Here is a 19,068-nt window from a genome sequence, read left to right on the forward strand (position 1 = left end):
GAAGCTACGTGACAGCCATCACGATCCGGCATCGAGGGGGTGCGTTCACGAAAAGTTACGGGAAAGATCCCCGAACAGCCGCGGATAGCTATTGCGCTCGGACACGCGGAGAGATTTAGTCGGGCTTCACATTGCATTGCCGCGCACTGTACAAATGAATTGGCAAAAGCCGAGACTCGGCACGTCGTAGCAGCAGAGCTGTATGAGGTGCCGCCTGAAGGGACCGATATTCGTGGCGCAGAAGGTCGTGGTCACTCTCTTTGACGACATCGACGGCTCGGAAGCGGCGGAAACGATCGCCTTCGGACTCGACGGCAAGTCGTACGAGATCGACCTGAATGAAGCCAATGCCAAGAAACTGCGTAAGGCGCTCGCGCCCTACGTGGAAGCCGGCCGCAAGCGGTCGAAGTCCGGCAAGGCGTACAAGCAGACCGAGGTCGCTCCCGACCCGGCGGCCGTCCGGGCCTGGGCCCAGGCCAACAAGATGGAGGTGCCGGCCCGCGGCCGCATCCCCAAGAAGGTCTACGAGGCGTTCGCCTCGGCGCAGTGACGCGATCCGGGAGGGTGCCCTCAGGCGCCGTCAGCGGGCCCTGAGGGCGGCCGACTTGGGCCGGTGCGACAACCGACTTGCGCTACCCCCCTGCTGATCAGCTAATGTCTGGAGCACGCCGCCGGGCGGGGCCGAAAAAGTCCAGCTCGCCGAGCATGCGGGTGTAGTTCAGTAGCAGAACATCCCCCTTCCAGGGGGAAGGCGCAGTGTGCAATTCCTGTCACCCGCTCTGCACCGCCGATCCGACCACTGATGTGGATCAGGTAGGCTGGTGCTCGCACCGATCGGTGAGAGCCGGTCGGGGGCAATGCGGACGTAGCTCAGTTGGTAGAGCGCAACCTTGCCAAGGTTGAGGTCGCGAGTTCGAGCCTCGTCGTCCGCTCTTGATAGAAGCCCCGGTCCATTGGACCGGGGCTTTCTCGTGTCCGCGCACCTCCCTGACATTTGTCATGCCGAGCGGTGACAGCGCGCACTGCTGCCGGGCTCCTGGCGCGGGGACGCTGATGTCATGAACTTCAACGAACACGAACACGTGATTGAGGTCACCGACCTACGACGTGTCTACGGGGGCGGGTTCGAGGCGGTGCGCGGCATCACCTTCTCCGTGGACCGCGCGGAGGTCTTCGCGCTGCTCGGCACCAACGGCGCCGGAAAGACATCCACCGTCGAACTGCTCGAAGGGCTCGCCGAGCCCGCCGCGGGGCGTGTGCGGGTGCTCGGGCACGACCCCTACGCCGAGCGGGCCGTCGTACGGCCGCGCACCGGGGTGATGTTGCAGGAGGGCGGCTTTCCGTCCGAGCTGACCGTCGCCGAGACCACGCGGATGTGGGCGGGGTGCGTGAGCGGGGCCATGCCCGAGGCCGAGGCCCTGGACCTGGTCGGGCTCGGGCGGCGGGCCGGGGTGCGGGTGAAGCAGTTGTCCGGCGGTGAACGACGGCGGCTGGACCTGGCACTCGCGCTGCTCGGCCGGCCCGAGGTGCTGTTCCTGGACGAGCCGACGACCGGGCTCGACGCCGAAGGGCGGCGGGACACCTGGGAGTTGGTACGGGAACTGCGCGAGTCCGGCACGACCGTGCTGCTGACCACGCACTACCTCGAAGAGGCCGAGAACCTCGCCGACCGGCTCGCGATCCTGCACGAGGGACGTATCGCGGCCGCCGGGACGCCGGCGGAGGTGACGGCGGCCCAGCCCTCGCGGATCACCTTCGAGCTGCCCGAGGGCTACTTCGTGGGTGACCTGCCGCCCCTCGACGGCATGGGTGTGCGCGAGCACGAGGTCGACGGGCGCGTCGTACGGCTGCGGACCCATGAGTTGCAGCGGACCGCGACCCGGCTCCTGGTGTGGGCCGAGGCGGCGGGGGTGGAGCTGCGGCGGCTGGACGTGCGGCCGGCGTCGCTGGAGGAGGCGTTCCTGGGGATCGCGCGGGAGGCGGCCGGCGCCGCCGAGAAGAAGGAGTACGCGGCATGAGTACGGCGATGACGACCCCGGTGGGACGCATGACGGCGTTGGCCCGCGCGGAGGTGACGCTGCTCGGACGCAGCAGGGGCACGCTGTTCGCGGCGCTGTTCGTGCCGCTGCTGCTGCCCTTCAGCGTGCGGGAGGCGGCGAAGGGGATGGACCTGGCGGAGGCCGGCCTCTCCCTCGGCACGGTCGTCCTGCCCGCCTCGATCGGCTTCTCACTGCTCTACGCGGTGTACGCGACGCTCGTCTCCGTCTACACCGCCCGGCGCGAGGAACTCGTCCTCAAGCGGCTGCGCACCGGCGAGCTGAAGGACGCCGAGATCCTGGCCGGGGCCGCGCTGCCTGCCGTGGCCACGGGGATCGCTCAGAGCCTGGTGCTGGCGGTCGGCTGCGCCGTCCTGCTCGACGTGGGCGCGCCCGAGGCTCCCCATCTCGCCGTGCTGGGCCTGCTGTTGGGGATCGTCCTGTGCGCGTCGCTGGGCGCCGTGACCGCGTCGTTCACTCGCACGGTCGAGAGTGCGCAGGTCACGACGCTGCCCGTGGTGTTCCTCTCCATGATCTTCTCCGGGATGTTCGTCCCGCTGGAGGTGCTGCCGGACCGGATGGCCTCGGTGTGCGAGTTCCTGCCGCTGACCCCGGTGATCACCCTGCTGCGGGGCGGCTGGACCGGCGAACTGTCGGCGTACGAGGCGATCGGTCCCGTGCTGACCGGGCTGGCCTGGACGGTCCTGGGCGTGTTGGCTGTGCGACGGTGGTTCCGCTGGGAGCCACGGCACTGAGGCAGGGGGACGGCAGATGCGCGGGCCGGGCACATGGTGGCGGGGCAAGAGCACGCCGGCGAAGGTGGAGACGTACACGAGGTGGTCGTTCCACTTCTTCGCGGTGATGGAGGTCGTGTCGGTCGCGCTGCCGGTCCTCGGCGAGATGTCGTCCGCGCTGGGCGGCTGGCTGCTGCTCGTGGTGTGCGCGCACGCGACGGTCAGCGCCATGGTCGTGTCGCGGGCGCTGGACTGGGTGTGCGGTCGGCGTGAGCAGCCCGTACGACTGCTGTGGACGCTCGGCGCCGTCACCGCGGCGATCGCCGCCACAGGTCTGGCCGTGGTGCAGTACGGCCCGAAGGGCGACGGCGTCGACTCGGCGGCGGGCAGCGTCTTCGGCGCCGTAGTGTTCTTCGGCGTAGGCATGATCACGCTCGGGGTGCACAGCCGCAGGCGTGTGTACGCCCTCGTCGCGGGCTTCGCGGCGGGATCCGGACTCTTCGTGCTCCTGATCAGCCGGTCCGTCTTCGCCGCGCTGGTCATCGCCCTGATCACGCTGCTCGGCAGCGTCTTCTTCGCCTTCGTCGCCCTCTTCTCCGTCTGGCTCCTCAAAGCGGTCTACGAACTCGACGAGGCCCGCGAGACCCGCGCCCGGCTCGCGGTCGCCGAGGAACGGCTGCGGTTCGGGCGGGATCTGCACGACGTCATGGGGCGGAATCTGTCGGTCATCGCGCTCAAGAGCGAACTCGCGGTGCAGCTCGCGCGGCGCGGGCGGCCCGAGGCCGTGGAGCAGATGATCGAGGTGCAGCGGATCGCGGGCGAGTCGCAGCGCGAGGTGCGCGACGTCGTACGCGGCTACCGGGAGGCCGACCTGGAGGTCGAACTCGCCGGTGCGCAGGGGGTGCTGACGGCGGCCGGGATCGAGTGCCGGGTGACCGGCCGGGCCGGCGGGCTGCCCGTCGAGGTGCAGTCGGCGCTGGCCTGGGTGGTGCGGGAGGCGACCACCAATGTGCTGCGGCACGGGAATGCCGAGCGGTGCTCGGTGGGGGTACGGGTGAGCGAGGGACGTGTGGTGCTGACGGTGGAGAACGACGGGGCCGCCGGAGCCGCCGACGGGGGTGGCGGCTCCGGGCTCATCGGGCTGCGGGAGCGGCTGGCCGCGGTCGACGGGACGCTGGAGGCCGGTCACGTCGGCGAGGCGGTGTTCCGGCTGGTGGCGGACGTGCCGCTGGCTGTGGCGGGTGTGCGGGAGGTCACCGTATGAGCGGGCCGGTGCGGCTGCTGCTGGCCGACGACGAGCATCTGATCCGGGGCGCGCTCGCCACGCTGCTCTCCTTGGAGGACGACCTCGTGATCGTCGCCGAGGCGGCCAGCGGGCCCGAGGCGCTGGCGATGGCCCGGGCGCACGAGCCCGACGTCGCCGTGCTGGATCTTCAGATGCCGGGGGCGGACGGTGTGAGGGTGGCCACATCCCTGCGGACCGAACTTCCCGGCTGCCGGGTGCTGATCGTGACCAGTCACGGGCGGCCCGGGCATCTGAAGCGGGCCCTTGCGGCGGGTGTGCGCGGGTTCGTCCCGAAGACCGTCAGCGCGCAGCGGCTCGCCGAGATCATCCGTACCGTGCACGCCGGTAACCGTTACGTCGACCCGGAGTTGGCCGCCGACGCCATCGCCGCCGGGGACTCGCCGCTGACCGCGCGGGAGGCGGAGGTGCTGGAACTCGCCGCCGACGGGGCGCCCGTCGCGGAGATCGCGGAGCGGGCCGCGCTGTCCCAGGGGACCGTGCGGAACTATCTGTCGTCCGCCGCGTCGAAACTCGGCGCGGAGAACCGTCACGCGGCGGTTCGTCTCGCGCGGGAGCGAGGTTGGGTATAGTGGGTCTCGCGCCACGGCGCATGCGAACGTAGCTCAGTTGGTAGAGCGCAACCTTGCCAAGGTTGAGGTCGCGAGTTCGAACCTCGTCGTTCGCTCCAGATCAAAGGCCCCGGTCATCGACCGGGGCCTTTGTCATGGGGTCAGCTCCAGCTCATGCCCGTCAGGCGCTCGTACGCCTCGACGTACTTCGCACGGGTCGCGTCCACGACCTCCTGCGGCAGTGGCGGCGGAGGCTGCTCGCTCTTGCGGTCCCAGCCGGAGGCCGGCGAGGTCAGCCAGTCACGGACGAACTGCTTGTCGTACGACGGCTGCGCCCGGCCCGGCTCCCACTGGTCGGCCGGCCAGAAGCGGGAGGAGTCCGGGGTGAGCACCTCGTCGGCGAGAACCAGCGTCTCCCCCTCGAAGCCGAACTCGAACTTGGTGTCGGCGAGGATGATGCCGCGCTCGCGGGCGATGTCCCGGCCCCGGGAGTAGACGGCGAGGGTCGCCTGCCGCAGCCGGGCCGCGGTGTCGGCGCCGACCTGACGGGCCACCTCCTCGTAGGAGACGTTCTCGTCGTGCTCGCCGACCGCGGCCTTGGTGGCCGGGGTGAAGATCGGGGCGGGCAGCTCGCTGCCGTCGACCAGGCCCTCGGGGAGGGCGAGGCCGCAGACGGTGCGGGAGGCGTTGTACTCGACGAGGCCCGAGCCGGTGAGGTAGCCGCGGGCCACGGCCTCCACCGGGATCATCTTCAGCGACTTGCACACCAGGGTGCGGCCCGCCCAGTCGGCGGGGGCGCCGGCTGGCACCTCCGTGCTCAGCACGTGGTTGGGGACCAGGTCGGCGAGCTGGTCGAACCACCACAGGGAGAGCTGGGTGAGGACGCGGCCCTTGTCGGGGATCTCGGTCGGCAGCACCCAGTCGTAGGCGGACATACGGTCACTGGCGACCATCACGAGGTCGCCCGCCTCGTTCTGGTACAGCTCGCGCACCTTGCCGGTGTGCAGATGCACCAGGCCCGGAACCTGAATCGGCTCGGGCTTTTCTACGAATCCGGACACGGTTCCTCCCCGTGGTTCTGTCCAACGGGTCGATTGTCCCGTATGGGCCGCTGACCTTGGACTTGGGGTGTGCTGGGTGAGCTCAGTCACGTTTGCAGATGCGGTCCAGGAGGTTCGCGGTGGCGCGCTGGACCCGGGCGTCGACATGGCCCGGGCGGTCCAGCGCCGGGGACCAGGCGAAGCTTCCGGAGGCGAAGACCAGGGCGCCGGAGGGGGCGCGGTACAGGGAGGTCTCCTGGTGGCGGAGGGCGCCTTCGCGGTCCGTGTAGGGGGAGTGGGAGAGCAGGATGCGCTCCTCGTGGTCGGGCAGCGGGGCGCGCGGGAAGTAGCGGTCGGCCTCGCCGGCGACCAGGCCCTCGATCCCGTCGCCCTCGTGGGCGCCGGTCGCCTCCCACAGCCAGTGGTCGGCGTTGCGGACGATCAGGGGGTGCGGCTCGGGGACCTGGCCCGCGTACTGGATGCCGATCACCTCCTGCTCGGGGCGGTCGATCTCGCGCCAGAGGACCGGGCGGCCGGGGCCCCTGCGCTTGCGGCAGGTGAGCAGGCGGTCCGGGACGCCGGACGGGGAGGGGGCCAACTCGACCTGCCAGTACATGGTGTTGGCGGAGAGGAAGACGAGGGAGGTGCCGTTCTCGCGGGCGAGCTCCACCGTGCGGCGCATGTTCGTCGACCAGTACTCGTCGTGGCCGGGGAAGACCAGGCCGCGGTAGCGGGTGGGGTCGATGTGGCCGGCGTGCAGGTCGCGGGCGTCGGCGTAGGCGATGTCGTAGCCGTAGCGCTCGGCCCAGCGGATGAAGTCGTAGGCGTGGCCCACGTGCAGGGGCAGGCCCGCGCCCGCGTACGGGCGGTCGAAGGAGACGGTGGTGGCGGCGTCCGCCTCGCCGAGCAGCCGGCCGTCCGTGTCCCAGGCGTGGTAGAGGCTGGCGCCGGTGCGGCCGTCCTCGGGGTAGAGGTTGTAGGCCTGCCAGGTGACGTCGGGCAGGAGCAGGAGCAGGTCCGCGGGGTGGTTGTCGCGGACGGTGAAGGGGATGTGGGAGCGGTAGCCGTCGACGGTGGTCAGGACGGCGACATACGCGCCGATGCTCCAGTACGAGGGAATCTGCAGGCGCCAGGACAGCCACCAGTGGTGGCAGGAGACCGTGCGGTCGGCGGTGAGCGGGGCGGGCTGGACGATGCCGGACAGCCGGGGGCTGGTGGTGATCTTGGCCGCGCCGTCGCCGCCGTAGTGGCCGATGCGGTAGATGTCGACGGCGAACTCCTGGGGCGGGTCCACGGTGATGTGGAAGTCGACCGCCTCGCCGGGGGCGACCGCGCCGGTGGAGATGAAGCCCTTGATCTGCCGGTGGACGTCGTCCGCGGAGCGCGGGCCGGCGCTCCGCGGGGCCGGGACCCTGGGGGCGTCCGACGTCGGGGGGTGCGCCTGGCCGTCGACGTACCAGGGGACGACCTGGCCGGTGTCGTCGAAGTATGTGACGTTTCCGCGCAGCCAGGGGACGGGGCCCTGACCGAAGGGGTCCGTCACGGCGTGCGCGAGTGCTCCCGACTCCCAGCGGCGGATCTGCTCCGACCCCATGGCCGTACCCCTCCCTCGTTCCCCCGTGGTGGTGCATCGAGCGTTGTGTGATGTGTGGTGTGCGAGCGGGTCTGCTGTGCCTGCCGTGCCCGGTGTGGTGCGCGCGCTCGGGGTTTCGGTCGTACGGCGTGCGCTTTTGTACGGCTGTCGTATGTCGTAAGCCCTTGCCATATGCGCTATCGGTCCCAGCACATCACATTGCGCACGCATCCTGTCACTATTCGTTGCGAATTGGCCGAAAGTGGAACCGGGGGCTCCGGCCGCATATGGGCTCCACAACCGTCTGGCCTGGGCTTGTACTGCCCGTCGGGCCCGGGCGGGTGCGGCCGTCAGACCAGTCGCACGGGCTTCTCGGGGCGTATCCCCGACTCCACCAACCAGGCGCGCAGAGGCCCCGGGTCGCCTTCCTCGATGAGGCTGAGGACGCGGGGGGTCAGATCGGCCGCCCGGGCGCCGTCGATCAGGAGGGTGGGGCCGTCCAGCCAGTCCAGGCCGGGGGTCGCGCCCGCGGTGTCCATCGCGGCGCAGCAGACCATCGCCGTCACATGATCGGTGAGCAACTCGCGTGAGGTACGCGGCGGTTGGAGCGGGAACAGGGGGAGCGCGCCGATGTCCAGGAGGGTGGTGCCGGGGGCGGGGGACGTCGAGTGCTCCGCGGGGGTCGCGGCCTCTTCGCGGGCCATCTCCGCGGTCAGGCCGGCGGCGAGGGCAGAGCTTCGCTCGGTCTCCGGATCGCCGTCGCCGGGATGGTCCTCGGCCATGGCGGCGTAGGGGGGTTTGGGGGGGTTGGGAGGCTTTGGTTCTTGAGGGACCGCGTGGGCTTGCGGGGCCGCGTGGGCTTGCGGGACCTCGGGCGCCTCGTGAGCGTCGAGCGCCTCGGGGCTCTCGTGGGTGTCGGGGGCGGCCTCGGTGGCCTCGGCGCCGTCGGTCAGCTCGGTGGCCTCGGCGCCGTCGGTCAGCTCGGTGGCCTCGGCACTGTCGGTCAGCTTGGTGACCTCGGGCGCACGGGGGAGCGGCGAGGGCTGGATGCCGCCCGTGCCGGGCTCGGCAACCGCTTGCCCGTCGGCGGGCCGCGTGACCGTGCCGTCCGGCGGTGTCGCCAGGTGGTCCAGGACGCGGGCCAGGGTCGGGCCGTCGGTCCCCGGGGAGGTGTCGTGGGTGGTGCGGCGGACGCCCAGGGCGTCGAGGACACGGTGGAGACGGGCCGCGTCGGTGCGCCACTTGCGGTCGACGACCTCCTCCGGATACGCCTGCCAGTCCACCGGGGACCAGTCCGGGCCGGGCTCGGCGGGGCCGCCGTGGAAGAGGCGGGCGGCGAGCAGCGAGGCGGCCTCGTCGATCAGGCCGGGCTCTTCGAGCAGGTCACAGGCGGGGCGCTCACCGAGCCGGGAGGCGAAGCCCTCGGCCAGCCGGTCCCGGCGGGACAGCTCGGTCAGCGCGGCGACGACGCCGGCATCCAGCCGCGAGGGCCAGCGGCCCATCCGCCAGGCGGGCAGCGCGACCCGGGTGAGCAGCCGGTCCCAGCCCGCGTACGCCAGCCCGACCTGTTCCTGGGCGACGATCCGCAGTCCATAATCCACAGCCTGTGCACGCTCGGCGGCCGCGGCGGCCACGCCCCGCTCCATCTCGACGGCGTGCTCCCGGCAACTGCGCAGCAGCAGCCGTGCGACCCAGCCGATCCCCGCGCACACCGCCCGCGAACCCGGGCAGCGCCCGCGCGTGGAGGCGACGGCCACGGCGGCGTCCAGGCCCCGTACGAAGCGCCGGGCCTGGGCTATGTCCGGGTGCGCCGAGGGTCCCGTACCGGCGACGACCGGGGCGAGGACCGCGCGCAGTTCACCGACGCGCATCCACCACAGGAACGGGGAGCCGATGACGAGGACGGGGGCGGCGGGCGTACGGCGATGGGGGCCGTGCGCGCTTCCGCCGTGCAGGCCGTTGAGCCCGTCGTCCTCACGGCCTACGGCCGGGGGCGGGGCGTGCGCCGGGTGGGTGCGGTCCTCCAGCCAACTGTCGCAGTCCGGGGTGAGCGCTATGGCGGACGGCGCGGGCACGTCGAGGCGGTCGGCGAGGTCGCGCACCAGCCGGTAGAGGTCCGGGGCCTGCTCCTCGGCGATCGGGACCGTGGGCGTGACGGCGGGGTGGGCGCGGGCGACGACCAGCGCGACGACCGCGGCGGCCAGCAGGACGAGGACGGCGAGCGGCGTGAGCACCCAGCGGGCGGCATGCCAGCCGGGGCCGACGAGGTGGCCCGTCGCGGGGCCGGCGAGCAGCACCACGGCGAACGCCGCGGGCAGCAGGGCGACGGCCAGTGCGCGGCTGCGGATACGCAGCACCGCGAGGGCCCGGGCGCGCGCGGCCTGCGCACCCGCCTCCACACCCATACCGGTCACGGCCGGACCTCACCCCCTCCGCGGTGCCCTGGCTGTCCGTACTGTCCTGGCTTTGCTCACTCCCCCACTGTGGCACCCACGACTGACATCGCAATGCCGGTGGGCCAAGTGCCGGAACGCTTGCGCCGCACCCTAGTTGGGGCGTCGACCCACGTCAGCCGGATGGGGCATCGGTCACTCGATGGAATGGCTTTGGGGAGAGGTGGATGACGGAAAGCGAGGATCAGGCCCCCGATCCTGACCAAAATCCAGTCGCCGATCCGGGAACTGACCGGGGGTCGGGCCCCGGACTTCCGAACGGGTCAGGCCCCGATTCCTGAGACGGAATCGGGGCCTGTCCGGTTTATCGGGAGTGAGGGTTACTCGCCTTTATCGGGAGTGGGGGTTACTCGCCCGCCGCCTTCGCCGCGATGTCCGTGCGGTGCTGGGAGCCGTCGAGTTTGATGCGGGCCACCGCCCGGTACGCGCGGTCGCGGGCCTGGGTGAGGTCCTTGCCCGTCGCCGTCACCGACAGGACGCGGCCGCCGGCGCTGACGACCGCGTCGCCGTCGCGCTTGGTGCCGGCGTGCAGGACGTAGGCGTGCGGGGCGTCCTCGGCGGCCACCTCGTCGAGGCCGGTGATCGGGTCGCCGGTGCGCGGGGTGCCGGGGTAGTTGTGCGAGGCGACGACGACGGTGACCGCGGCGTCCTCGCTCCAGCGCAGGGGCTCCAGATCGGCCAGGCCGGCGTTGGCGGCGGCCAGCAGGACACCGGCCAGCGGGGTCTTCAGGCGGGCCAGGACCACCTGCGTCTCGGGGTCGCCGAAGCGGGCGTTGAACTCGATGACCCGTACGCCCCGGGAGGTGATCGCGAGACCGGCGTAGAGCAGACCCGAGAACGGGGTGCCGCGGCGGCGCATCTCGTCGACGGTCGGCTGGAGGACCGTCTCCAGGACCTCCTCGACGAGCTTCGGGTCGGCCCACGGGAGCGGGGAGTACGCGCCCATGCCGCCGGTGTTGGGGCCCTCGTCGCCGTCGAGCGCCCGCTTGAAGTCCTGGGCGGGCTGGAGCGGGAGCACCGTCTCGCCGTCGGTGATGGCGAAGAGGGAGACCTCGGGGCCGTCGAGGTACTCCTCGATGACGACGCGCTCGCAGGAGTTGGCGTGGGCCCGGGCCGCCTCGATGTCGTCGGTCACGACGACGCCCTTGCCCGCGGCGAGGCCGTCGTCCTTGACCACGTACGGGGCGCCGAAGGCGTCGAGCGCCTCGTCGACCTCGTCGGGCGTGGTGCAGACGTACGAGCGGGCCGTCGGGACGCCGGCTCCCGCCATCACGTCCTTGGCGAACGCCTTGGAGCCCTCGAGCTGCGCGGCCTCCCCGGAGGGGCCGAAGACCGGGATGCCCGCCTCGCGCACGGCGTCGGCGACCCCGGCGACGAGGGGCGCCTCCGGCCCTACGACCACCAGGTCGGCGCCGAGCCGTTCGGAGAGCGCGGTCACGGCCGCGCCGTCCAGGGCGTCGACCGGGTGCAGCTCGGCGACCTCGGCGATGCCGGCGTTGCCGGGGGCGCAGTGCAGCGCGGTGACATCGGGGTCGAGGGACAGGGAACGGCACAGGGCGTGTTCGCGGGCACCGCTGCCGATGACGAGGACCTTCACGGGGGTCAGCCTAACGGGGTTCCTGTGCGGGCATCCGAAGGGGCCGCTCCGGTGGGGCTGGATGTTCCTCCAAGAGCTGCTCGGCGCTCACCCTGGCCGTGCCCTGGGGGCAGCCGCCCCCAGACCCCCGCTTCGGCCCTGAACGGGCCTCGTCCTCAAACGCCGGACGGGCTGAATGATGCGGACCGGCACTGACAGGAGAGCCGCCTGTCGAGCCGGTATCCGCGAGTGGACGGGTCCGGGACGGCCGCCGCCAGATGCCCTCCCGCCGCGATTGATGGGGCGGGCGTCGAGCGTCCTGCGCTCCCCTACTCGTTCATGAACTCCTCGACCACCGTCGCCCCGAGCTCGCGCACGATCAGGTCGTGGCCCGAGAGCGCCGACTCGTTGAGGTCGGGGTCGTCGTCCTCGGGGATGTCGTCCTCGGGGGCGACCGGGGCGGGCGGCTCCGGAGCGGCTGACGTGGGCGGCTGGGGGGACGAGGCAGGAGCGGGTGCCGACGGGGCTGCCGGAGGCGGGGTGGGCGTCGGCTGGGGCGCTGGCGGGCGCTGGGCGGCCGCACCGCCACCGCCGTAGCCGCTGTTGCCACCGCCGCCGTACCCGCCGGTGCCGCCACCGCCGCCGAAGCCGGAGGAGCCGCCGGTCGGTGGGGGAGCCGAGCCGCCGCCCGACGGGTCGATGATCGCCTCGATCTTCCACTGGACGTTGAACTGCTCGGCCAGCGCCTGCCGCAGCACGTCCTCGCTGCCGCTGCTCGCGAAGTTGTCGCGCGCTCCGGCGTTGACGAAGCCGAGCTGGAGGGTGGTGCCGTCGAAGCCGGCCACCTGGGCGTTCTGGCTGAGCAGGATCCAGGTGAAGCGGCGGCGGTTCTTGACCGCCTCCAGGATGTTCGGCCAGAGCGTGCGGGGGTCGGGGCCGCCGCTCGGCGGGGCGTAGGCGGATGCCCCGCCCGCGGCCGGGGCGGGTGCGGACGCCGTCGGCTGCGGGGTGGGGGCAGGGGTGCTGCCGGGCCCGGTCGGGGGCTGGGCGGGCTGGGCGCCACCGCCCGCCGGGGCTGCCGTGGGCCAGCCGCCGGGGCGTCGGCCGCCGCCCGCGGGCGCGGCGGTGGGCCAGGCGCCGGGGGCGGGGGCGGAGGGCGGCGGCTGGGAAGGCTCGGCGGCCGGGGCGGGCGCGGGGGGCGGTGGTGTGGGCGCGGGGGTGGCCGGGGGCTGAGCCGGGGGCTGAGCCGGGGGCTGGGCCGGGGCCTGCTCCGTGGGTGCGCCCTGCTGCCCTGCCGGAGCGGCGCCGGGGCCGGGGCCGGGGCCGGGCGTGGACGGACCCGATGCCCGTACGGCCGCCCGGGCCGCGGCGGGACCGCCACCCGGCGGAACCTGCGGGGCCTGCGGAACAGCGGCAGCGGCCGCCCCTCCGTGTGCCTCGGGAGCGGGGGCGTACCCCATCGCGGGCATCCCACCGCCCCCGGAGAAGTTCACGCCCCGCTCAAGCCGGTCGAGGCGGGCCATGACCGAACGCTGGTCCCCGTATGCCGCCGGCAGGAGCACGCGCGCGCAGATCAGCTCGAGCTGGAGGCGGGGCGAGGTGGCGCCCCGCATCTCGGTCAGCCCCTCGTTGACGAGGTCGGCCGCGCGGCTCAGCTCGGCGGCGCCGAAGGTGCCGGCCTGGGCCTGCATGCGCTCCAGGACATCGGCGGGGGCGTCGATGAGGCCCTTGTCGGTGGCATCCGGCACGGCGGCCAGGATCACCAGGTCGCGCAGCCTCTCCAGCAGGTCGGCGACGAAGCGGCGGGGGTCGTTGCCGCCCTCGATGATCCGGTCCACGACCTCGAAGGCCGCGGCGCCGTCACCGGTCGCGAACGCCTCCACGACGGAGTCGAGGAGCGAGCTGTCGGTGTAGCCGAGGAGAGAGGTGGCCATGGCATACGTCACCCCGTCCTCCTTCGCTCCGGCGAGGAGCTGGTCCATGACGGACATGGAGTCACGCACCGAGCCGGCGCCCGCGCGCACGACGAGCGGCAGTACGCCTTCCTCGACGGCCATGTTCTCGCGGCCGCACACGTCGCCGAGGTACTCGCGCAGGGTGCCGGGCGGGACGAGCCGGAAGGGGTAGTGGTGGGTCCGCGACCGGATGGTCCCGATGACCTTCTCGGGCTCGGTGGTGGCGAAGATGAACTTCAGATGCTCCGGCGGCTCCTCGACGACCTTCAGCAGCGCGTTGAAGCCGGCCGACGTGACCATGTGGGCCTCGTCGATGATGTAGATCTTGTAGCGGCTGCTCGCGGGTCCGAAGAAGGCCTTTTCGCGCAGCTCACGGGCGTCGTCCACACCACCGTGCGACGCGGCGTCGATCTCGATGACGTCGATCGACCCCGGGCCGTTGCGAGCGAGGTCGCGGCAGGACTGGCACTCCCCGCAGGGGGTCGGCGTGGGACCTTGCTCACAGTTCAGACACCGCGCGAGGATCCGCGCGCTGGTCGTCTTGCCGCATCCGCGCGGACCGCTGAACAGGTACGCGTGATTGACCCGGTTGTTCCGCAGCGCCTGCTGCAACGGGTCGGTGACATGCTCCTGCCCGATGACCTCGGCGAACGACTCCGGGCGATAGCGGCGGTACAGCGCGAGAGACGACACGCATACGAGGTTATAGGCGCCCACTGACAACGCGGACCGCCCGGTTGCGGGGGCTTGTCCCGCCCGCGACGGCGGGATCCTGGCCGGGCGCACATGCGCTGTGGGCTCCGGGTACGAGAAGACCCCCCACGCACCCGCCAGAGCCAACCTACCCTTGCTGCCTTCCGGCCCTGGGGGAGTTCAGTCAGATAGCGCCGCGTGAGGGGCTGAGGCCCAGCGTACCTGATCGCCGGGCGCCCGAACGAGTTCGCAAGCACCCTCCAACGTCATGTAATGTTTCCGGCGGAGGATTCGCCTAGAGGCCTAGGGCGCACGCTTGGAAAGCGTGTTGGGGGCAACCCCTCACGAGTTCGAATCTCGTATCCTCCGCCAGCTCAGAGGGCCGGACCAGAAAAGTGGTCCGGCCCTCTGGCGTCTGCCCGTCCCGCTTTCCGTCTCCGTTCGTCTGGCCCAGGCGGACCGGGCCGCGGCCGTTGAAACAGACCTGCGGTCGAGTTTCACCGGATCTGGGCTCGAAACCCCAGGTCAGTGGCGTGACGGGGTTGGGGCCGCACGGATCTGTGCCAATGGCCATAGCGGGCGGGGTACCGGTAAGGCTCATACTGAGCCATGACAAAGCCTGCGGCACCGAAGCGTCACCTGCCCACCAGCCCCTTCAAGGCCCCGGTCCAACCGGCTCCCAAGCACTTCGCCATGGGCGATCAGGTCACACATGACGTGCACGGCCTCGGCCGGGTGATCGGCGTCGAGGACGGAATCGCCGCGCTCGTGGATTTCGGCTCGGCGCAACTGCGGATCCTGAGCCCGTACGCCAAGATGACCAAGCTGTAGGACCGCCGTGCCCGGTCAGGGCATGCCAGGCCCCGTCAGGGGCCTGTAACGAAAGGCAGACCTCTCATCGACCCGACGTCGCTGTTCTCCGCCCTGGAAGGGCAAACCCGCCGTTCCACCGCTGTATCGCCGCCTCCGACCACAACGCCCTTCCAGGCCCCGGACTTCGGAGAGGACGAGACCCTCTGGTCCGAGGACGTTCAGGAGCCCGGCCCCGGGACGCGTGCCGCGCGGCCCAAGGCTGCCTAGCGGCAGTTCCGACGCGTTTCCCGCGCCGACTCAGAGGGCCGGACCATGAAAGTGGTCCGCCCCTCTGGCGTCACATATCCGGATCGGCGATGCCGAAGTGGCGGGAGACCTCGTCGATCGTGAAGCGGGCGCGGAGCTTGCAGGCGGAGTTCTGGTTCGCGAAGAAGCCCGGGCGCCACAACGCCTCCTCGCGGGGCACGGCACGTTCCCAGGTGACGGGGACGATCCACTCGCGGCGGTCCTCCGAATCCTCCGCGTCCTTGCGCGCGCTCTCCTCTCCGGGCCGGTAGCGGCCTTCCAGGCGGAGATCGGCCATCCGCCTGCTCTCACCGCCGACGGTGAGAACCGCGTCCTCGAACGGCTGCGGTTCGCCGGACACCGTGCCGACGCCCACGTATCCGACCTTGGGGATGTGGGTGAACACGCGTGCTGCGAGCGGCAGGGACCGGATCGTGCGCGAGAACCACTCGCCGCCGCCGGCCGAGACGAATCCATAGCGCAGAGCGTCGTCCCAGCTCCGGCCGCTGCCGAATTCGTCGCCGAACGACACGTACCAGTCGGTGCCGTTCCAGGGCTCCTGTTTCCCGCGTCCTTTCGCGCCGCCCGACGGGACCACGGCCTCGGCCTCGTCGATCAGCCAGGTGCGTGCCAGGTAGGAGCGTCCGGCGTCCTCGAAGTAGCGGAAGAACAGGACGTTGACCGGTACCTGGAACCCCGATGCCAGGTAGGTGACGATCCGCTCGGTCGCCGCGTCGATCTCGCCGGCGACGATGGTCAGGGAGTGCGTGGAGTTCAGGGCCTCCGGGGGGCTGCCGCCGAACCGCAGGGCGAAGGCCTCGTCCAGTTCCTCCGGCAGGCCTCTGCCGCGGGCGTAGGCGGTGTAGATGTCGCGGATCTGCTCGTTGGTGAGTTCCTGGGCCCAGGAGCCGTAGTCCAGGACCTGTGCCACGACCTCACGGGGTGTGCGGTCCCGCTTGAGTTCGAGGACGTGCAGGCCGCCTTCGGCATCCATGCCGAGCAGGTCGACGATCTTTCCGTACCGGGTGGTCACCTGGCGGCCGATCAGCAGCAGGGGCCGACCCAGGATTCCCGGATCGGCCTCTATGAGCTCCTCCAGCCGTGACTCCAGCGGCATCGGCCGTGTCGCGATCCGCACCGGCCCGTCGTCCACTCGCCACAGCCCGAATTCCAGCGGCATGCCGGCTCCCCTCCGATCGGAATCCGAAGTCAAGCAGAACCCGAGGGAGGGGAGAACCGTGGCGGAGGCGGGGGTGTTGTCAGACCAGTTCGGGCTGTGGTTGCGGCTGGGGGGTGAGAGCGGGCTTCGGGTCCCATTGGGTCGTGGTGCGGACGTAGGCGGCGATCACCGACGTCATCGCCAGGATGACGAGGGGGCCGGCGAGCCAGGGGTGTTCGGCCATCTGCGTCGGAAGGTAGCGGTAGGACGTGAGAAGGACGGCGAAGACCGCGGTGCCGTGGGCGACGAGCCGGGTTGCCCGGCGGTCCCAGCCGCGGGCCTGGGCGCGCAGGGCCGTCTCGATGGTGAGGGTGAAGACCACGCCGGCGACGAGGTCGACGCCGTAGTGGTAGCCGAAGCCCAGCGTGGCGCCGATGGTGGCGAGCAGCCAGAAGGTGCCGGCGAAGCGCAGGAACCTCGGGCCCGTGCGGGTGTGGAGGAAGATCGCGGTCGCCCAGGCCGTGTGCAGGCTGGGCATGCAGTTGCGGGGGGTGATCCCGTCGAACGGCATCGCCTGCGGGGTGATCAGCGGAGGTGCCGTCTCCGGCCACAGGTTGACCGCGGCCCACTGGCCGCCGTCGGCACCGTAGGCGAAGATCGGGCCGACGACCGGGAAGATCATGTAGATCGCCGGGCCGAGGAGGCCGATCGTCAGGAAGGTGCGGACCAGGTGGTGGCGGGGGAAACGGCGCTCGGTGGCCACGTTGCGGAGCTGGTACAGGGCGGCGAAGACCGCGGCCACCGCCAGTTGGACGTAGACCCAGTCCAGGACATGGGCGCCGACCGGGCCGGTGGCCCTGACGATCCGGCCGACCAGCCAGGACGGGTTGCCCAGCGCGTGGTCGGCGGTCGCCACGTACTGGTCGAGCACCGTGGGGCGGGTCTTCGAGGTGATGAGCAGCCAGGTGTCGCCCGTCTTGCGGCCGGCGACCAGCAGCAGGGCCAGCCCGGCGCCCTTCAGCAGCAGGACGCGTTCCCGGCCGGTGCGGTGGGTGAAGGCGAGGACGGCACAGCCGAGGACGACCAGCAGGGCGCCGTTGCCGAAGGGGTGGCCCTCGCTCACCTTGAGGCCGGCGCCGGAGGCCAGGCGCGCCAGCAGGATGACGATGTCGATGCCGATCGCGGTGCCGGCCGCGATGAGGCGTTGGCGCCAGGTGAGGACCACCATCATCAACGCCATGCCGGCATACAGCAGAAAGCCTGATTTAGGCGGGAATATCACCTCTCGCAGTTGATTGGTGATCGGTCCCGGTACGCCGTAGCGTCGCGCTGCGATCTCCAGCGCGATGAGGAATCCGAGGCCCACCACGGCCGCCGTGACCCACAGCACCGCCTGCGGCCGGAGCCGCGTGGCGAACGTAGTTCCGCGTCTTATTCGCGAGAGCACCCGCGACGCTATAGATATCAATTGTTTTGGCCGATTTGTCAGATAGATGAGGATATTGAATCGTCAATCAGTTCGATCATGCTATCTGAATGGCGTACGTGGGTTTCCCTGGTTACGGGAAAGAAAATTCAGCGCCGCTTGAACTCCACCGGGCCCGCGTTCATCTCGATGGTGCCGTCGGTGTGCAGGACCGGGCGGCGTTCGGTCATCCGGGCGCTGTAGGCCTCGATGTGGTGGATCGCCGCGCCGTCGGGCGAGGTGAAGTCGACGAGGGCGATGGCCACCCAGTACCGCGTCTTGGTGTTCTCGAAGAGCGGGACCGTGACGGTCGAGCCGCGGTCGTCGGTGACCACGACCTTCGCGCCGAAGCTGCGGAAGGAGCCGAAGCCGTTGCTGAGCGCGGAGTAGGCGCACAGCAGGACGTAGCCCTGCTCGTCGGGGCGCACGATCCGGAGCGTCTCGCGGCCGGGGGCCCGGGAGTCGCCGTCGAGGTGGACGAACGGGCGGTTCTTCAGGGAGCCGAGGCGCTTGTAGTAGACGACGTCGGCGCCCTTGCCCTTCTTCGCCGTGCCCGTGTCGGGCGCGGGGGCCGAGCCCTTCTTCCGGGTGCGCAGGCTGCCGGGCGGCTGCTCGCCGTGTACCGCCTTCGACGCCGGCACGAACAGGGCGTAGAGGTCGAGGTCGGCGCCCCGTCTGCGGCGCTGGTCGCTGCCGCCGTCCCACTCCAGGGTCGCCGTGACCACCAGCTCGCGGTCCGCCTTGTCCAGGCTCATCGAGACCTGGCTGCCCTTGTCGAGGCTGATGGTGCCCAGCGGGGGCTTGCGCAGGCTCATCGGGGGCGCGGCGGCCGGCGCCGGTGTCCGCGCTTCGGGGGCCTCTCGGCGCTGCTCGGGTTCCTCGGCGGGCTCCTGCGCCACGTCGACGCCGAAGTCCGTCGCGAGCCCGGCCAGGCCGTTCGCGTACCCCTGGCCGATGGCCCGCAGCTTCCAGCCCTCGCCCCGGCGGTAGAGCTCCACGAGCAGAACGGCGCGTTCGCCGTCGGTGAGGGCAGGCGGGCGGAAGTGGACCGGGTCCGCGCCCGGTTGGCAGGCGCGGATCAGGACGTCCTTCACCTCGCGGAAGGTGCGGCTCGCGTCGTCGGGGTCGCAGCTACCGACGAGGACCACCCGGTCCACGTCGGCCGGCAGCGCGGCCGGGTTCACCTCGATGCGCTCGGCGCCCTCCGCGTCGGCGGCGAGGTGCCGTACCGCGTCGGACTCGGCGGACGGCTGGTTGTAGAAGACCAGGTCGTCGTCGGACCTGACCTTGCCGTCCGCCGCGACCAGCAGGGCGCTGAGGTCGACCGTGCCGCCCACGGCGTGCAGTTCGGCGACGACGGGCCCGGAGCCCATCGCGATGTTCCCGCCCTTGCTCAGCTCCGGCATACCGCCCACCCCTCGAAAAATCCCCC

General features: G+C 71.5%; 14 protein-coding genes, 4 tRNA genes and 1 other RNA gene. 10 read left to right on the plus strand and 9 right to left on the minus strand.

What is annotated here, in order from left to right; genetic code table 11:
• Positions 1-232 precede the first annotated feature (232 nt).
• The 8 genes from ACZ69Q_RS42995 (at position 233) to ACZ69Q_RS43030 (ending at position 4,743) form a co-directional block, all read left to right on the plus strand.
• Complete coding sequence (locus ACZ69Q_RS42995) at positions 233-550, plus strand: histone-like nucleoid-structuring protein Lsr2 (protein WP_030947653.1); 318 nt, start codon at positions 233-235, stop codon at positions 548-550.
• Between the two features lie 157 nt (positions 551-707).
• Positions 708-779, plus strand: a tRNA-Gly gene (locus ACZ69Q_RS43000).
• An 80-nt stretch (positions 780-859) separates the two neighbouring features.
• Positions 860-932, plus strand: a tRNA-Gly gene (locus ACZ69Q_RS43005).
• Between the two features lie 126 nt (positions 933-1,058).
• Positions 1,059-2,018 carry an ABC transporter ATP-binding protein gene (locus tag ACZ69Q_RS43010; protein ID WP_471053741.1) on the plus strand — a complete coding sequence of 320 codons (960 nt, stop codon included), beginning with the start codon at positions 1,059-1,061 and terminating at the stop codon, positions 2,016-2,018.
• Entirely contained in the window at positions 2,015-2,791 is a 777-nt protein-coding gene (locus ACZ69Q_RS43015; RefSeq protein WP_471053743.1) for an ABC transporter permease, read from the plus strand. Before ACZ69Q_RS43010 ends, ACZ69Q_RS43015 begins: the two co-directional genes overlap by 4 nt.
• Positions 2,792-2,807: 16 nt before the next feature.
• Positions 2,808-4,034 carry a sensor histidine kinase gene (locus tag ACZ69Q_RS43020; protein WP_471053746.1) on the plus strand — a complete coding sequence of 409 codons (1,227 nt, stop codon included), beginning with the start codon at positions 2,808-2,810 and terminating at the stop codon, positions 4,032-4,034.
• Positions 4,031-4,645, plus strand: coding sequence for a response regulator (locus ACZ69Q_RS43025; RefSeq protein WP_471053749.1), 615 nt, complete (start codon positions 4,031-4,033; stop codon positions 4,643-4,645). Before ACZ69Q_RS43020 ends, ACZ69Q_RS43025 begins: the two co-directional genes overlap by 4 nt.
• Before the next feature lie 22 nt (positions 4,646-4,667).
• A tRNA-Gly gene (locus ACZ69Q_RS43030) sits at positions 4,668-4,743 on the plus strand.
• Positions 4,744-4,785: 42 nt separating this feature from the next.
• On the opposite strand, the gene ACZ69Q_RS43035 is transcribed toward ACZ69Q_RS43030, so the two are convergent.
• From ACZ69Q_RS43035 to ffs, 6 genes are all read right to left on the minus strand, one after another.
• Complete coding sequence (locus tag ACZ69Q_RS43035) at positions 4,786-5,685, minus strand: phosphoribosylaminoimidazolesuccinocarboxamide synthase (RefSeq protein WP_471053752.1); 900 nt, start codon at positions 5,683-5,685, stop codon at positions 4,786-4,788.
• 82 nt (positions 5,686-5,767) lie between these two features.
• The gene (locus ACZ69Q_RS43040; protein ID WP_471053754.1) at positions 5,768-7,258 is read right to left on the minus strand and encodes a N,N-dimethylformamidase beta subunit family domain-containing protein; all 1,491 of its coding nucleotides are present in this window, start codon (positions 7,256-7,258) and stop codon (positions 5,768-5,770) included.
• A 329-nt stretch (positions 7,259-7,587) separates the two neighbouring features.
• Positions 7,588-9,651: a hypothetical protein gene (locus ACZ69Q_RS43045; protein ID WP_471053757.1), complete on the minus strand. Its 2,064-nt coding sequence runs from the start codon at positions 9,649-9,651 to the stop codon at positions 7,588-7,590.
• A 385-nt stretch (positions 9,652-10,036) separates the two neighbouring features.
• Entirely contained in the window at positions 10,037-11,287 is a 1,251-nt protein-coding gene (gene purD, locus ACZ69Q_RS43050) for a phosphoribosylamine--glycine ligase (protein WP_471053760.1), read from the minus strand.
• A 308-nt stretch (positions 11,288-11,595) separates the two neighbouring features.
• Positions 11,596-13,914, minus strand: a complete 2,319-nt coding sequence (locus ACZ69Q_RS43055; protein ID WP_471053763.1) for a DNA polymerase III subunit gamma and tau — start codon at positions 13,912-13,914, stop codon at positions 11,596-11,598.
• Between the two features lie 114 nt (positions 13,915-14,028).
• Positions 14,029-14,125: signal recognition particle sRNA small type (gene ffs / locus ACZ69Q_RS43060), an RNA gene on the minus strand.
• A 73-nt stretch (positions 14,126-14,198) separates the two neighbouring features.
• On the opposite strand from ffs, the gene ACZ69Q_RS43065 reads away from it, so the two are divergent.
• A tRNA-Ser gene (locus ACZ69Q_RS43065) sits at positions 14,199-14,286 on the plus strand.
• A 237-nt stretch (positions 14,287-14,523) separates the two neighbouring features.
• Positions 14,524-14,745, plus strand: a complete 222-nt coding sequence (locus ACZ69Q_RS43070; RefSeq protein ID WP_471053766.1) for a hypothetical protein — start codon at positions 14,524-14,526, stop codon at positions 14,743-14,745.
• Between the two features lie 319 nt (positions 14,746-15,064).
• Here ACZ69Q_RS43070 and ACZ69Q_RS43075 read toward each other — a convergent pair whose 3' ends face one another.
• The 3 genes from ACZ69Q_RS43075 to ACZ69Q_RS43085 all read right to left on the minus strand — a co-directional run bounded on the left by ACZ69Q_RS43075 (position 15,065) and on the right by ACZ69Q_RS43085 (position 19,042).
• Positions 15,065-16,192, minus strand: coding sequence for an endonuclease NucS domain-containing protein (locus tag ACZ69Q_RS43075; RefSeq protein ID WP_471053769.1), 1,128 nt, complete (start codon positions 16,190-16,192; stop codon positions 15,065-15,067).
• Positions 16,193-16,271: 79 nt separating this feature from the next.
• Positions 16,272-17,618 (minus strand): phosphatase PAP2 family protein, encoded by a 1,347-nt coding sequence (locus ACZ69Q_RS43080; protein ID WP_471053772.1) that lies wholly within the window; start codon positions 17,616-17,618, stop codon positions 16,272-16,274.
• A 128-nt stretch (positions 17,619-17,746) separates the two neighbouring features.
• The gene (locus ACZ69Q_RS43085; RefSeq protein ID WP_471053775.1) at positions 17,747-19,042 is read right to left on the minus strand and encodes a TerD family protein; all 1,296 of its coding nucleotides are present in this window, start codon (positions 19,040-19,042) and stop codon (positions 17,747-17,749) included.
• Between the last annotated feature and the right edge of the window lie 26 nt (positions 19,043-19,068).

The organism is Streptomyces sp. NPDC036764, assembly GCF_055609385.1.

Coding starts and splice junctions, on each gene's coding strand:
- ACZ69Q_RS43010 (WP_471053741.1), top strand. CDS start 1,059: ATGAACTTCAACGAACACGAACACGTGATTGAGGTCACCGACCTACGA.
- ACZ69Q_RS43015 (WP_471053743.1), top strand. CDS start 2,015: ATGAGTACGGCGATGACGACCCCGGTGGGACGCATGACGGCGTTGGCC.
- ACZ69Q_RS43020 (WP_471053746.1), top strand. CDS start 2,808: ATGCGCGGGCCGGGCACATGGTGGCGGGGCAAGAGCACGCCGGCGAAG.
- ACZ69Q_RS43025 (WP_471053749.1), top strand. CDS start 4,031: ATGAGCGGGCCGGTGCGGCTGCTGCTGGCCGACGACGAGCATCTGATC.
- ACZ69Q_RS43040 (WP_471053754.1), bottom strand. CDS start 7,258: ATGGGGTCGGAGCAGATCCGCCGCTGGGAGTCGGGAGCACTCGCGCAC.
- ACZ69Q_RS43070 (WP_471053766.1), top strand. CDS start 14,524: ATGACAAAGCCTGCGGCACCGAAGCGTCACCTGCCCACCAGCCCCTTC.
- ACZ69Q_RS43075 (WP_471053769.1), bottom strand. CDS start 16,192: ATGCCGCTGGAATTCGGGCTGTGGCGAGTGGACGACGGGCCGGTGCGG.
- ACZ69Q_RS43085 (WP_471053775.1), bottom strand. CDS start 19,042: ATGCCGGAGCTGAGCAAGGGCGGGAACATCGCGATGGGCTCCGGGCCC.